The 11595-nt window shown below is 62.4% G+C and carries 12 protein-coding genes; 4 read left to right on the top strand and 8 right to left on the bottom strand.

Annotation, left to right across the window (positions count from 1 at the left end; genetic code table 11):
• Nucleotides 1–74: 74 nt before the first annotated feature.
• The 4 genes from argF to WMO66_RS12255 all read right to left on the bottom strand — a co-directional run bounded on the left by argF (nucleotide 75) and on the right by WMO66_RS12255 (nucleotide 3565).
• Complete coding sequence (gene argF, locus WMO66_RS12270; RefSeq protein ID WP_349136711.1) at nucleotides 75–1064, bottom strand: ornithine carbamoyltransferase; 990 nt, start codon at nucleotides 1062–1064, stop codon at nucleotides 75–77.
• Nucleotides 1065–1075: 11 nt separating this feature from the next.
• Nucleotides 1076–2239, bottom strand: coding sequence for an aminotransferase class III-fold pyridoxal phosphate-dependent enzyme (locus tag WMO66_RS12265; RefSeq protein ID WP_349136710.1), 1164 nt, complete (start codon nucleotides 2237–2239; stop codon nucleotides 1076–1078).
• 253 nt (nucleotides 2240–2492) lie between these two features.
• Nucleotides 2493–2891 carry a DUF4363 family protein gene (locus WMO66_RS12260; protein WP_349136709.1) on the bottom strand — a complete coding sequence of 133 codons (399 nt, stop codon included), beginning with the start codon at nucleotides 2889–2891 and terminating at the stop codon, nucleotides 2493–2495.
• Complete coding sequence (locus tag WMO66_RS12255; RefSeq protein WP_349136708.1) at nucleotides 2888–3565, bottom strand: DUF421 domain-containing protein; 678 nt, start codon at nucleotides 3563–3565, stop codon at nucleotides 2888–2890. The genes WMO66_RS12260 and WMO66_RS12255 overlap by 4 nt, the downstream gene beginning before the upstream one ends.
• A 293-nt stretch (nucleotides 3566–3858) precedes the next feature.
• On the opposite strand from WMO66_RS12255, the gene WMO66_RS12250 reads away from it, so the two are divergent.
• On the top strand, nucleotides 3859–5964 hold the full coding sequence (locus WMO66_RS12250; protein WP_349136707.1) for a glutamine synthetase III family protein: 2106 nt from the start codon (nucleotides 3859–3861) through the stop codon (nucleotides 5962–5964).
• Between the two features lie 290 nt (nucleotides 5965–6254).
• On the opposite strand, the gene WMO66_RS12245 is transcribed toward WMO66_RS12250, so the two are convergent.
• On the bottom strand, nucleotides 6255–6683 hold the full coding sequence (locus WMO66_RS12245; RefSeq protein WP_349136706.1) for a CBS domain-containing protein: 429 nt from the start codon (nucleotides 6681–6683) through the stop codon (nucleotides 6255–6257).
• A gap of 191 nt (nucleotides 6684–6874) precedes the next feature.
• On the opposite strand from WMO66_RS12245, the gene WMO66_RS12240 reads away from it, so the two are divergent.
• Entirely contained in the window at nucleotides 6875–7351 is a 477-nt protein-coding gene (locus WMO66_RS12240; RefSeq protein WP_349136705.1) for a DUF6512 family protein, read from the top strand.
• A 79-nt stretch (nucleotides 7352–7430) separates the two neighbouring features.
• Here WMO66_RS12240 and WMO66_RS12235 read toward each other — a convergent pair whose 3' ends face one another.
• The 3 genes from WMO66_RS12235 to dapF all read right to left on the bottom strand — a co-directional run bounded on the left by WMO66_RS12235 (nucleotide 7431) and on the right by dapF (nucleotide 8826).
• On the bottom strand, nucleotides 7431–7622 hold the full coding sequence (locus WMO66_RS12235) for a CooT family nickel-binding protein (RefSeq protein WP_349136704.1): 192 nt from the start codon (nucleotides 7620–7622) through the stop codon (nucleotides 7431–7433).
• Nucleotides 7623–7636: 14 nt separating this feature from the next.
• Nucleotides 7637–7954, bottom strand: a complete 318-nt coding sequence (locus WMO66_RS12230; RefSeq protein ID WP_349136703.1) for a DUF8180 domain-containing protein — start codon at nucleotides 7952–7954, stop codon at nucleotides 7637–7639.
• 68 nt (nucleotides 7955–8022) lie between these two features.
• A complete protein-coding gene (gene dapF, locus WMO66_RS12225; RefSeq protein WP_349136702.1) occupies nucleotides 8023–8826 on the bottom strand; it encodes a diaminopimelate epimerase in 804 nt (267 codons plus the stop codon).
• 260 nt (nucleotides 8827–9086) lie between these two features.
• On the opposite strand from dapF, the gene WMO66_RS12220 reads away from it, so the two are divergent.
• Together WMO66_RS12220 and WMO66_RS12215 are read left to right on the top strand one after the other, a co-directional pair.
• Nucleotides 9087–10253, top strand: coding sequence for a homoserine dehydrogenase (locus WMO66_RS12220; RefSeq protein WP_349136701.1), 1167 nt, complete (start codon nucleotides 9087–9089; stop codon nucleotides 10251–10253).
• Nucleotides 10254–10268: 15 nt separating this feature from the next.
• Nucleotides 10269–11582 (top strand): aspartate kinase, encoded by a 1314-nt coding sequence (locus WMO66_RS12215; RefSeq protein WP_349136700.1) that lies wholly within the window; start codon nucleotides 10269–10271, stop codon nucleotides 11580–11582.
• Nucleotides 11583–11595: the final 13 nt, after the last annotated feature.

Genomic DNA, 11595 nt, shown 5'->3' with positions numbered 1-11595 from the left:
AGCGTGCGTCAGCACGATGCGAGTGTGCGTAGCACACGGGATTCCTGATGAAATGTTTTAATCAGGAATCAGGATTAGTTAGCCAGCGTGGCAGCGAGGACGGCCTTGATGGTGTGCATGCGGTTCTCGGCCTCGTCGAAGACGATGGAGCGCGGGCCCTCAAAGACCTCGTCCGTCACCTCCAGCGCCTCAAGATGGAACTGCTCGCCGATCTGGCGGCCAATGCCGGTGTTGAGGTCGTGGAACGCGGGCAGGCAGTGCATGAACAGGGCCTTTTCTCCGGCGGCGTCCATGAGCTTCTGATTGACCTGATAGGGGAGCATCTTCTCCAGACGCTCGGCCCAGGCTTCCATCGGCTCGCCCATGGAGACCCAGACGTCAGTGTAGAGCACGTCCGCACCGGCGACGGCTTTTGCCGGGTCCGTCTCAAAGGCCAGCGTTGCGCCGGTCTCGGCGGCAATGGCCTCGCAGCGGGCGATGAGCGCGGGATCGGGGAAGTAGCCCTCCGGGCCGCTGGCCACGAAGTGCATGCCGAGCTTGGCGCAGCCGATCATCAGGGAGTTTGCCATATTGTAGCGGCAGTCGCCGAGGAACACGAGCTTGCGGCCCTTCAGGCTGCCGAAGTGCTCGCGGATCGTCAGCATATCCGCCAAGATCTGCGTGGGGTGGAATTCGTTCGTCAGGCCGTTCCAGACGGGGACGCCGGCGTATTTTGCCAGCTCCTCCACGATGCTCTGACCGAAGCCGCGGTATTCGATGCCGTCATACAGGCGGCCGAGCACGCGGGCCGTGTCGGCAATGGATTCCTTTTTGCCGATCTGGGAGCCGGTCGGGTCGAGATAAGTAACGTGCATGCCGAGGTCGTGCGCGGCCACCTCAAAGGAGCAGCGCGTGCGGGTCGAGGTCTTCTCAAAGATCAGCGCGATGTTCTTCCCGCGGAGCGTGTCGTGCGGGACGCCGGCCTTCTTTTTGGCCTTCAGGGCGGCGGCGAGGTCGAGCAGACCGGTGATCTCGTCGGGGGTGAAGTCCAGCAGGGTCAGAAAGCTTTTACCGTTTAGATTCATGGGGTACCTCCTTATTCAGCCGCGCAGTGCACCAGTGCCTGGGCGGCAGTTTTCAACAGCTCCATGGGGATATTCAGCGCGGGCAGAAGACGGATCTTCTGCTTGGCGGTCGTGACGAGCACGCCTTCGCGCAGTGCGCGCTCCGCAAATTCGCGGGCGGGGATATCGATCTCCAGACCGAGCATCAGGCCCATACCGGTGACGCTGCGGATGCCGGGCGCGGCCTGCAGCGTGCGGCGGAGATAGTCCGAGCGCTCGCGCACGCCTTCGAGCAGCCTGTCGTCGATGCGGCTGAGGATGTTCACTGCGCCTGCGCAGCAGACGGGGTTGCCGCCGAACGTCGTGCCGTGGTCGCCGGGGTGGAAGACGTCTGCCACGCGCTCGCCGAACATGGTCACGCCGAGGGGCAGACCGCCGCCGATGCCCTTTGCCGTGGAGACGACGTCGGGCTGCAGACCGTAGTTCATATAGCCGTAGAGGCTGCCGCTGCGGCCGTTGCCGAGCTGGACCTCGTCTGCCATGAGCAGCAGGTCATGCTTGCGGCAGACCTCCTGCAGGCAGGAGGCGAATTCCTGCCCGATGGGGCGCACGCCGCCCTCGCCCTGCACGGCCTCAAAGAGGATCGCGGCGCAGGGGTGCTCTGCGGCAAGGCGCTCGAGGGCTTCACATTCGCCGGGCTGCGCGTAGAGGAAGCCGCCGGGCAGCGGCTGATAGTCGCGGTGGAACACATCCTGCCCCGTCGCGGCCAGCGTGCCGAGCGTGCGGCCGTGGAAGCTGCCGCGCAGGGTGATGATGCTGCAGTATTCCGGGCCCTTGTGTTCGGCGGCCCATTTGCGGGCGGCCTTGATGGCGCATTCGTTGGATTCCGCGCCGGAGTTCGAGAAAAAGACCCGCTTCAGGCCGGTTCGCTCGCAGAGCATCTGCGCGAGCTTCGCGGCCGGTTCGGAGTAGTAGAGATTGGAGACGTGCTGGAAGCGGCCGAGCTGCGCCGTAACGGCATTGCGCCATTCGTCGTCGTCCATGCCGAAGATATTCACGCCGATGCCGCTGCCGAGGTCGATGTACTCCCGCCCGTCCGCGCCGCGGAGGAGCGAGCCCTTACCGCCGACGATCTCCAGCGGAAAACGGTTATAGGTGTGGGCAAGATATTGCTGATCGAGTGTTTGCGTAAGCATAATTAGCCTCCCGTCGGACCGCACGGGTCCGTCCTGCGCCTATTATACAGCCTTGCATGCATATTGGTCAACCCCCGCATGGGAAAAAGTCGGGCGCGTTATTGCATGGCCCCTGCTGGGGGCGCAGCGCGAGGAAGCACCCTTGGGGTACAATTTTGCAGAACCGGACCGAAGTTTCGGTGGACTTCGGCGAATTCGAGATCGTTTGCCAGAGATTCCCACGTCGCTTCGCTCCTCGGAATGACAAGCCTGCCTAAATCCGCACCGGGCAGGTGAGAAAGTTCTCGGCATACGGCGCGTCCAGCTGCGCGATGTGCTGCAGCTGCAGCAGAAGGACCTCGCAGCGGCTGCGCAGCTCCGCTGCGTCGCCCACGGCGGAATAGGCCCGCAGCTCCGCAAAGCCCTGCTCAATGCCGTCGAGCTCGTCGTGGCTCAGCACGGCGCAGAGAAAGCGGCGATGGCGCTGCCAGTGCTGCCGGGCCTGCGCGCTTGCCTCCACGGCCTGCGCCGTCTCGTCCCGGTCTAGCGCGTCGAGCGCCAGTTCGAGCGCGGCGGCGGCGTCCCGTGTGCTGCACTGCGTGAGCAGGCCGCACAGAAGCGACAGCGCCAGCAGCGCGGCCAGAATACCGCAGCCAAGCCAGCACAGCTTCATGCCAAGTCCTCCTTCCGCACAAGATAGACCGTCCCCGCGGCATCGACTGTCAGCAGGAGCACCTGCTCCGCTGTGAGGCTCCGCCGCTTCAGCTCCGCCTCGAGCCAGCCGCCGTCCCGCCCTGCCAGATGCAGATTTTCCGCCAGAATGCGCCCGGCAGATATGATCGTGACGGGCAGCTCCGTCTCCCGCACGCGGATGCCCGCGTCACGCGCCGAAGCGGGCTGCTCCTTGGCATACAGCAGGGTCGAGAGCTGGCCGTTCGTCTCCAGAATGGCGAATTTCACGGTGCTGAGGTCGAAAATGCCCTTCTCCCGCAGATGCATGGTCAGCTCGTCGAGGTTCACGCGCGTGCGCTGCAGGTTCCGCTCGAGAATTTTCCCGTCCTGCATGAGAATGACGGGCTTGCCGCACAGCAGGCGGCGCATCCGGATGGAACGCAGCGAAACGGCGGCCAGAATCAGCTCCAGCCCGAGAATGACGAGGATCGGCACCAGACCGGACAGCAGGGGAATGGCGCTGTCCTGCATGGGGATGGCTGCCAAATTGGCCAACAGCATGGTCACAACGAATTCCGCAGGCTCCATCTCGCCGATCTGCCGCTTGCCCATCAGGCGGACGGTCACGATGAGCAGCAGATATAGTACGACGGTGCGGAGAAAAGAGATCAGCATGGCTTCACACTCCTGCCGGTAGTATGGAGAGCAGAATGCAATTTATGCAGGAAAATTCCGCCGCTCCTGCATGCGAAAAAGTTTATATTGAAAAATCCGTTGGAGAAAATGATAAAATTCATGGGAAAATGTCCAAATCTTGACGGCAAATAACTGCCGCGTTTGGGCACGCCTCTGAAATCGTGCCTGCCGCTGCAAAAACACTTGCAATTCCGGCCGGATTTCGTTACACTGAGACGGTAATTTGTGAGCGGCTACAGGCTGCGGCAAGAATCAGACAGGGAGGAATTCCAATGAAGGTATCCGAATATTTTGGGGAAAATGTATTCAGCAGAGCCGTCATGCAGGAGCGTCTGCCGAAGAAGGTCTATGCGGAGGTCATGAGCGTGGTCGAGCACGGCGGTCAGATCTCCATGGCCTCGGCGGATGTCGTGGCCAAGGCCATGATGGAATGGGCCATTGAGAAGGGCGCCACGCACTACACCCACTGGTTCCAGCCGCTCACGGGCGTCACGGCGGAGAAGCACGATTCGTTTCTCTCCGCGCCGGACGAGAACGGCAAGGAGATCCTGAACCTGACGGGCAAGCAGCTCATCATGGGCGAGCCGGATGCGTCCTCCTTCCCCTCCGGCGGTCTGCGCTCCACACATTATGCCCGCGGCTACACGGCTTGGGACATGACGTCCCCGGCCTTCGTGAAGGAAATGGCCTGCGGTACGATCCTGTGCATCCCGACGGTCTTTGTGGCCTATTCCGGCGAGGCGCTCGATAACAAGACCCCGCTGCTGCGTTCCATGCAGGCGCTGAGCCAGCAGGCCGTCCGCATTCTGCACCTGTTCGGCAACACGCAGGCCGAGCGTGTGATCCCGTCCGTCGGCGCGGAGCAGGAGTATTTTATTGTAGACCGTGAAAAGTATCTCAAGCGCCGCGACCTCATCTATACCGGCCGCACCCTGTTCGGTGCGCCTGCACCCAAGGGGCAGGAGCTGGACGATCAGTATTTCGGCGTCATCCGGGAGCGCGTCGGCGCGTTCATGAAGGATCTGAACAAGGAGCTCTGGAAGATGGGCATCACCGCGACGACCCAGCACAACGAGGTCGCCCCGGCCCAGCACGAGTGCGCGCCGATCTATTGCACCTGCAACGTCGCCGTCGACCAGAACCAGCTCATGATGGAGACGATGAAGCGCGTCGCCACACAGCACGGTCTTGTGTGCCTGCTGCACGAGAAGCCCTTCGCCGGTGTCAACGGCTCCGGCAAGCATAACAACTGGTCCATCACGAGCGACCTCGGCGAGAACCTGCTCGACCCCGGCAAGACGCCGAACGACAACCTGCAGTTCCTGCTGGTGCTCTCGTGCATCATCAAGGCCGTCGACCGCCATGCGGACCTCCTGCGCATGTCCACAGCCTGCGTCGGCAATGACCACCGCCTCGGCGCGAACGAGGCGCCTCCCGCCATTGTCTCCATTTTCCTCGGCAATCAGCTCGAGGATGTTGTGGAGCAGATCGTGAAGAACGGCACGGCCGCGGGCTGCATCGCGGGCGGCCAGCTCGATACCGGCGTTTCGACGCTGCCCGTCCTCAACAAGGATGCCACGGACCGCAACCGTACCTCACCGTTTGCCTTCACCGGCAACAAGTTCGAATTCCGCATGGTCGGCTCGTCCGACTGCATCGCCACGGCGAACACCGTGCTCAATACCATCGTCGCCGAGGCCTTCTGCGAGGCGGCAGACGAGCTGGAGGGCAGCACGGACTTTACGGCGGACGCCAACCGCGTCATCGCCGAGAACCTGCGCAAGCACAGCCGCGTCATCTTCAACGGCAACGGCTACAGCGCCGATTGGATCGCCGAGGCAGCGCGCCGTGGCCTGCCGAATCTGCCGAGCATGGTCTCCTCCGTGCCCAGCCTGACGACGGATAAGGCCGTGCAGCTGTTTGGCAAGTTCGGCGTGTTCACCCGCGCGGAGCTGGAGTCCCGCAGTGAGATCATGTATGAGACCTACACGAAGGTCATCTCCATCGAGGCGCGCACCATGCTGCACATGGCGGGCAAGCACTATATCCCCGCCGTCGTCCGCAACTGCACGCGGCTGGCCGACTCCGTCTGCAAGGTCCACACGGCCTGCCCGGCCGCGCCGACCGGCGTGCAGGAGACGCTGCTGTGCCAGACGAGCGAGCTGCTGACGAAGGCCGCCTCCGCCGAGCATCATCTCGAGGGACTGGTCGAGCAGCTCGGCCGCATGGACAATGTGCATGATATGGCGGTGTTCTGCCACGATATGATCATGCCCGCCATGCAGGACCTGCGCGATCCGATCGATCGTCTGGAGCTGATCGTCGACAAGGACATCTGGCCGGTGCCGACCTACGGCGACCTCATGTTCGAGGTGTAATAGAAAAGTCCTGCACGGCCATGCCGTGCAGCAGCTTGGCCCAAAAGTTCCTTCGGACTTTTCTGCCAAGCTGCTTTCAGAATTGCAAAAATCAAATTTTGCAGCATGATTTTGCAATTCTGCCGCTGCGGCGGGTTATTTGACGCGAAAGGAAACCCTGACGGTTTCCTTTCACACTATCCTTCCCTCCGAAACCTTCGGCTGGACGGAATTCTCGACGGCCTGACAAGAAAAACGTCCTGCACGGCGCAGCCGTGCAGGACGTTTTTGTTATGGTTTTATTATGGAATTCAATTTTCCGCGGCTGCGCCGACGGGAACGCGCATCTGCTCCAGAAAATAGCGCATGATGGCGCGGCGGGTGACGATCCCGATAAAGTCCCCCTTGTCATCCACGACGGGGACAAAGTTCTGATCCGTTGCCTTTACGAGCAGGTCCTGCATATCCGTGGAGACGGAGACCGGCAGATTGTCGCGCCGGTGGGCGATCTCCATGATGCTGTGCTCCTCCGTATCGCGGAAGTCCATACAGCAGAGCTTCTTCGTTGCCCAGAGCAGGTCGCCCTCGGTCAGCGTGCCGCAATAAGTACCCTCACGGGTCAGGATCGGCAGGGCCGAGTAGCCGGAGTGCTCCATGCGCTCCATGGCCTGCCGGAGCGTGTAGTCGGCATAGAGATAGCAGCAGGTCGCCTTCGGGGTCAGAAAGAACAGCAGATTCAAAAGGCATCTCCTTCTTTGAAACAGTTTTCCGCGCGCAGGCGCACGCGTCTTGACATCCTCATTATATCATATTTACCCGGCGATTTCTGTTAAGAAAACGTGAATGTCGCAAAAACGAAGTAGAAAAACAGGACAATATTTTGTGCAGAATCACAAGGAACGCGGCATAGACTGGCAGGGGAGGGGATGAAATGAAACGACATTGGCTCCTGACGGCGCTCGGCGCGATCCTGGCGGGCGCGGGGCTGCATTTCCTGTGGCAGGCGCTGCCGAATCCGCTGTTCGCCCTCATTTCACCGGTGAACGAGAGCGTCTGGGAGCACCTGAAGCTGCTGTACTGGCCCATGCTTGCCGCGGCGCTCGTGCTGGCGCGCGGGCCGCGGCGCATTGCCGTCTGGGCAGGCTTTTTCCCGGCCATCGTGCTGCAGCCGGTCTTCCTGCTGGCGCTCTATTACGGCCTGCGCGCGCTCGGCGTGCAGGGGCTTGCCGTCGACCTGACGCTGTATGTCCTGGCCATGGCGGGCGGCTTCCTGCTTGCCGCGCGGCTCAGCCGCAGCGGGCCTGCGCGCAGGCTGACGGGCGCTTCGCTGCTGGCCGTCATGCTCTATGGCGCGGCGCTCGTTCTGTTTACGTTCGCGGCCCCGCCGCTCGGGATCTTTCAGCCCTGAGGAGCGCGCCGCAAAAAAATCGCTTCGGTCGGAAATGGGCCGAAGCGATTTTTGAATGTTTCTGCGCGAAAATGATCGATCAGGCGGCCTCACGCACGACGGCAACGCCTTCTACGAGGTTTGCCATCACCAGCTCGCCGTGGATGGCCATCTGGCGCTCCATCAGGTCGGTCAGGATGACCATATCGCCCTGGCACTCGATCTTCATGACGTTCTTCATGGCGACGGTCTCGGGCGTGACGGTGTTTTTGTAGACAGTGGACAGGCACATATGCAGTCCCTCCTTTATTTCAGAGAAGCGAGCACGGCGGACAGGCGCAGATTGCCCTTTTCAAACTCGGAAACGGCGGCAAGCACCTGCTCACCGGCCTCGCGGTTGCCAAGCTCCGTGAGCTTCCGGCCAAGCTGCGCCAGCTCGTTTGCATGGGCGGCGTTGTGGTTGACCATATACTGCAGCAGGGCAACGGTCTCCTGCATAGGGTCACAGGAGCCGCAGGCGGCACAGTCGTGCGGGTCGCAGCCCTCGTGGCTGTGGGAATGGCCGTGCTCGTGCGGATGCGTATGCTCGCCATCCTCGTGATGGAAACGGAAGATCTCGTTCATGGTGGATCGCTCCTTTTATAATGATTGATCTTATTATACCGCGTGTGGGCGGCGTTGTCAAATGGGGTTCAGGCGGGAAGCTCGGGAAGATCGCCGGTGAAGGTCAGCTCGGCCGGGCCGGTGAGATCGATGTCCTCGCCGTCCAGATCGACGCTGAGCAGGCCGCCGTCCGTCTGCACCTGCGTGCCGCCGCCGCTGACAAGGCCGAGCCGGGCCAGGGCCGCGACGGTCGCGCCCGTTCCGGTGCCGCAGGCGAGCGTGAAGTCCTCGACGCCGCGCTCGAACGTCAGCAGGCGGACCCGGTTTTCCCCGGTCACGGCACAGAGGTTGACGTTGGCCCCGCGCGGGAAGGCGGGGCTGCTGCGCAGGCGCGCGGCCAGCTCACGCAGCTCGGCGCGCGGACGGTCCAGCTCCGTCAGCACAACGGCGTGCGGGATGCCAGGCTCGCCCAGCTCCAGATAGGCGCAGCGCACGCCCTCCGCCTCAACGTGCAGGCGAACGACGCTCGGGCGGTTCAGGCGGATGCGGTAGCGGTCGGCTGCGATGCGCCTGCCCGTGACAAGCCCGGCGGGCGTTTCGATGCGCTGCACCGGCCCTGATGCAAGGCCGCGGTCGTGGCAGTGGCGGCAGAGGCAGCGCGCGCCGTTGCCGCACATCTCGGCCGTGGAGCCGTCGCGGTTATAAAAGCGCATGCGGCAGTCGCCGCCCTGCGCGGGCGGCTCGAGCACCATCAGCCCGTCTGCGCCGACGGAAAAATGTTCCCGGCACAGTGTCGCGGCCAGTGCGGCATAGCGCTCCGGCGCGATGGAGCCGTCGAAGTTCTCGAGGATCACAAAGTCGTTTCCGGCGCCGCAATATTTCCAGAAGTGCATGAGACTGCCTCCCTCAATCGGAATTTCAATGAAATTCTTGCGTTTTCGCAAAAGCTATGATATACTGCAAAGCAGAAAAATGCAAGAGCTTTTTCCGGAAGTTTCATGACTGTACTGTGCCGCGTACGGAGCGGCTGGAGAACGTCACGCTTGCCTGCGCCGTGCGGCGGGGCTGTGTGCGGCAGGCGCCGGAGCAGCAGCTGCTGCAGGCCGCCCTGCCTTCTTTTTTTGAACGCCGGATGCGGAAGGAGAGCGATTTCATGTTGTGGAGAGAGGACAGACCGATGCGCATCGCACTGCTGGGCTGCGGTACGGTGGGCGGCGGCGTTTACGAATTCGTGCAGGAGCGCACGGATATGGAGATCGCCTATGTGCTCAGCCGCAGGCCCCGTCCGGATCTGAACTGCCCGGTCACATCGGATTTCAGCCGGATCGTCTCGGATCCGACGGTGGATACCGCCATCGAGGTCATGGGTGGCCGTCAGCCTGCCTATGAGTATATGTGCGCCGCGCTGCGTGCGGGCAAGAACGTCGTCACGGCGAACAAGCAGCTTATGTCGGAGCGTTATGGCGAGCTGGTGCAGCTTGCCAGGGAGAATCATGTCGCGCTGCGCTGCTCCGCGGCCGTCGGCGGCGGCATCCGCTGGCTGACGAATCTGGAGAGCACGCTCGATATGGAACCGGTGCTCCGCGTCAGCGGGATCATGAACGGAACGACGAATTATATCCTCGACACCATGACGACGTCCGGGCTGAAATTCGAAGATGCCCTGCGTCAGGCGCAGGCTCTCGGCTACGCCGAGGTCGACCCAACGGAGGACCTGAACGGCGCGGATGCGCGGCGCAAGCTTGTCATCTCCACGAACGTCGCCTTTGGCTGCGTCGTGCAGGAGCCGGAGGTCACGACGTTCGGCATCGCGGGCGTCCGTGCCTGCGATATCGGCGCGGCGCGGAAAATGCATCGCGTCGTCAAGCTGATGGCAAGCGCCCGCCTGCTGGACAGCGGTGATGTGGCCTGCTATCTCGAGCCTGCGATGATGCCGCAGGGCATGCACGAGGCTGCCGTCCCGGAGAATTTCAACCTGATCTCCATCACGGGCATGCACATCGGCAAGCAGAGCTTCTATGGGCAGGGCGCGGGGCGCTTCCCAACGGCCTACAACGTCATGCAGGACTGCCTCGATATCCGCAACGGCCTGACGCGCTTCTACACGGACAAGCTCCGCCCGGCGCGCGTGGACAACAGCAGCATCATGCGGCCGTATTATGTCCGCGTCAACGGCATGGACCGCTGGCTGCAAACGCGTATTGACAAAATGCTCGACTGCGGTATAATAACAACGCCCGTGGCGGTCTCGGAGATCCACGCCTGGGCCAGAGAGAGAAAACTGACGGAAACCGGCGGCTTCCTGGCGTCGCTCCGTTAAGGATGGGGGAAAGCCATGCTGAAGGTTGCAAAATTCGGCGGGTCGTCCATGGCGGACGCCGGTCAGTATCAAAAGATCCGGGATATCATCCGGTCTGATCCCTCGCGGCGCGTGGTGGTCGTTTCGGCGGCGGGCAAGCGCAGCGCGGGCGACAATAAGATCACCGATCTGCTGTATCTGTGCTATGCGCACCTGCAGTACGGTGTGTCGTGCGACGGCATTTATCAGATGATCCGCGAGCGCTACGGCGACATCCACCGCGAGCTTGGCCTGCGGGTCGATCTCGAGGGCGTGCTCGACCGCCTGCGCAGTCAGATGGAGCAGGGCATTTCCCGCGATGAGCTCGTCTCGCGCGGCGAGTACCTTTCCGCCCTGCTTATGGCCGATTACCTCGGCTTTACGTTCGTGGACGCCGCGCAGTGGCTGTTCTTCCACTATGACGGCACCATCGATCAGGAGAAATCCTATGCCGCGCTGCGCGCGCTGGCCAGGGACAAGTGCGTCGTCATTCCGGGCTTCTATGGCCTGATGCCGGACGGTAAGCTCCGCACGCTCACGCGCGGCGGCTCGGATATCACGGGCGCGCTGGCCGCGGCGGCGCTGGATGCGGATGTCTATGAAAACTGGACGGATGTCTCCGGCATTCTCATGGCCGATCCCCGTATTGTCGATCATCCGCGCTCCATCGAGCGCGCGACCTACAGCGAGCTGCGCCAGCTTTCCTACAGCGGCGCGCAGGTGCTGCATGAAATGACGATCTTCCCGGTGCGCGAGAAGAATATCCCGCTCAACATCCGCAATACGAACGAGCCGGACCATCCCGGCACGCTCATCACGGAGAGCTTTGTCGAGGCCCCGAACCCGGAGCGCTTTGTGACCGGCATTGCGGGAAAGTGCGATTTTTCCATCGTCACCGTGTCGAAAAAGGGCCTTTCCGGCGCCGTGGGCACGCTGCGCGCCATTCTGGAGGTCTTTGAGAACAACAGCATTCCTGTGGCGCACACGCCGAGCGGCATCGACTGCATTTCGCTTGCCATGCCGACGGAGGCGCTCACGCCGAACCAGTACAGCCTGCTCGACGAGCTGCGCAGCGAGATCCGCCCGGACAGCATCCAGATCAACGATCACATTGCCGTCATCGCCGTCGTCGGCCGCAAGATGGCCTTCCGCGTCGGCACGTCCGGCAAGATCTTCGCCGCGCTCGGCAAGGCCGGCATCAACATCCGCATGATCTCGCAGGGACCGGACGAGCAGGCCATCATTCTGGGTGTCGATAACAAGGACTATGCGGATGCGATCCGCGTACTATATAATGCGTTTGTCAAATAAGCGCCTGGGGGGT

This window comes from Faecousia intestinalis, assembly GCF_040096185.1.
Classification (GTDB): Bacteria; Bacillota; Clostridia; order Oscillospirales; family Oscillospiraceae; genus JAZOXB01.
Note: the sequence above shows the minus strand (reverse complement) of the source record. Positions and strands in the feature narration are given on the sequence as shown.

What these genes read in the sequence shown, in the direction of transcription:
- argF (WP_349136711.1), bottom strand. Translation starts at nt 1,064, where the DNA reads ATGAATCTAAACGGTAAAAGCTTTCTGACCCTGCTGGACTTCACCCCC.
- WMO66_RS12230 (WP_349136703.1), bottom strand. Translation starts at nt 7,954, where the DNA reads ATGAACGAGATCTTCCGTTTCCATCACGAGGATGGCGAGCATACGCAT.
- WMO66_RS12235 (WP_349136704.1), bottom strand. Translation starts at nt 7,622, where the DNA reads ATGTGCCTGTCCACTGTCTACAAAAACACCGTCACGCCCGAGACCGTC.
- WMO66_RS12220 (WP_349136701.1), top strand. Translation starts at nt 9,087, where the DNA reads ATGTTGTGGAGAGAGGACAGACCGATGCGCATCGCACTGCTGGGCTGC.
- WMO66_RS12255 (WP_349136708.1), bottom strand. Translation starts at nt 3,565, where the DNA reads ATGCTGATCTCTTTTCTCCGCACCGTCGTACTATATCTGCTGCTCATC.
- WMO66_RS12265 (WP_349136710.1), bottom strand. Translation starts at nt 2,239, where the DNA reads ATGCTTACGCAAACACTCGATCAGCAATATCTTGCCCACACCTATAAC.
- WMO66_RS12260 (WP_349136709.1), bottom strand. Translation starts at nt 2,891, where the DNA reads ATGAAGCTGTGCTGGCTTGGCTGCGGTATTCTGGCCGCGCTGCTGGCG.
- WMO66_RS12240 (WP_349136705.1), top strand. Translation starts at nt 6,875, where the DNA reads ATGAAACGACATTGGCTCCTGACGGCGCTCGGCGCGATCCTGGCGGGC.
- WMO66_RS12250 (WP_349136707.1), top strand. Translation starts at nt 3,859, where the DNA reads ATGAAGGTATCCGAATATTTTGGGGAAAATGTATTCAGCAGAGCCGTC.
- dapF (WP_349136702.1), bottom strand. Translation starts at nt 8,826, where the DNA reads ATGCACTTCTGGAAATATTGCGGCGCCGGAAACGACTTTGTGATCCTC.
- WMO66_RS12215 (WP_349136700.1), top strand. Translation starts at nt 10,269, where the DNA reads ATGCTGAAGGTTGCAAAATTCGGCGGGTCGTCCATGGCGGACGCCGGT.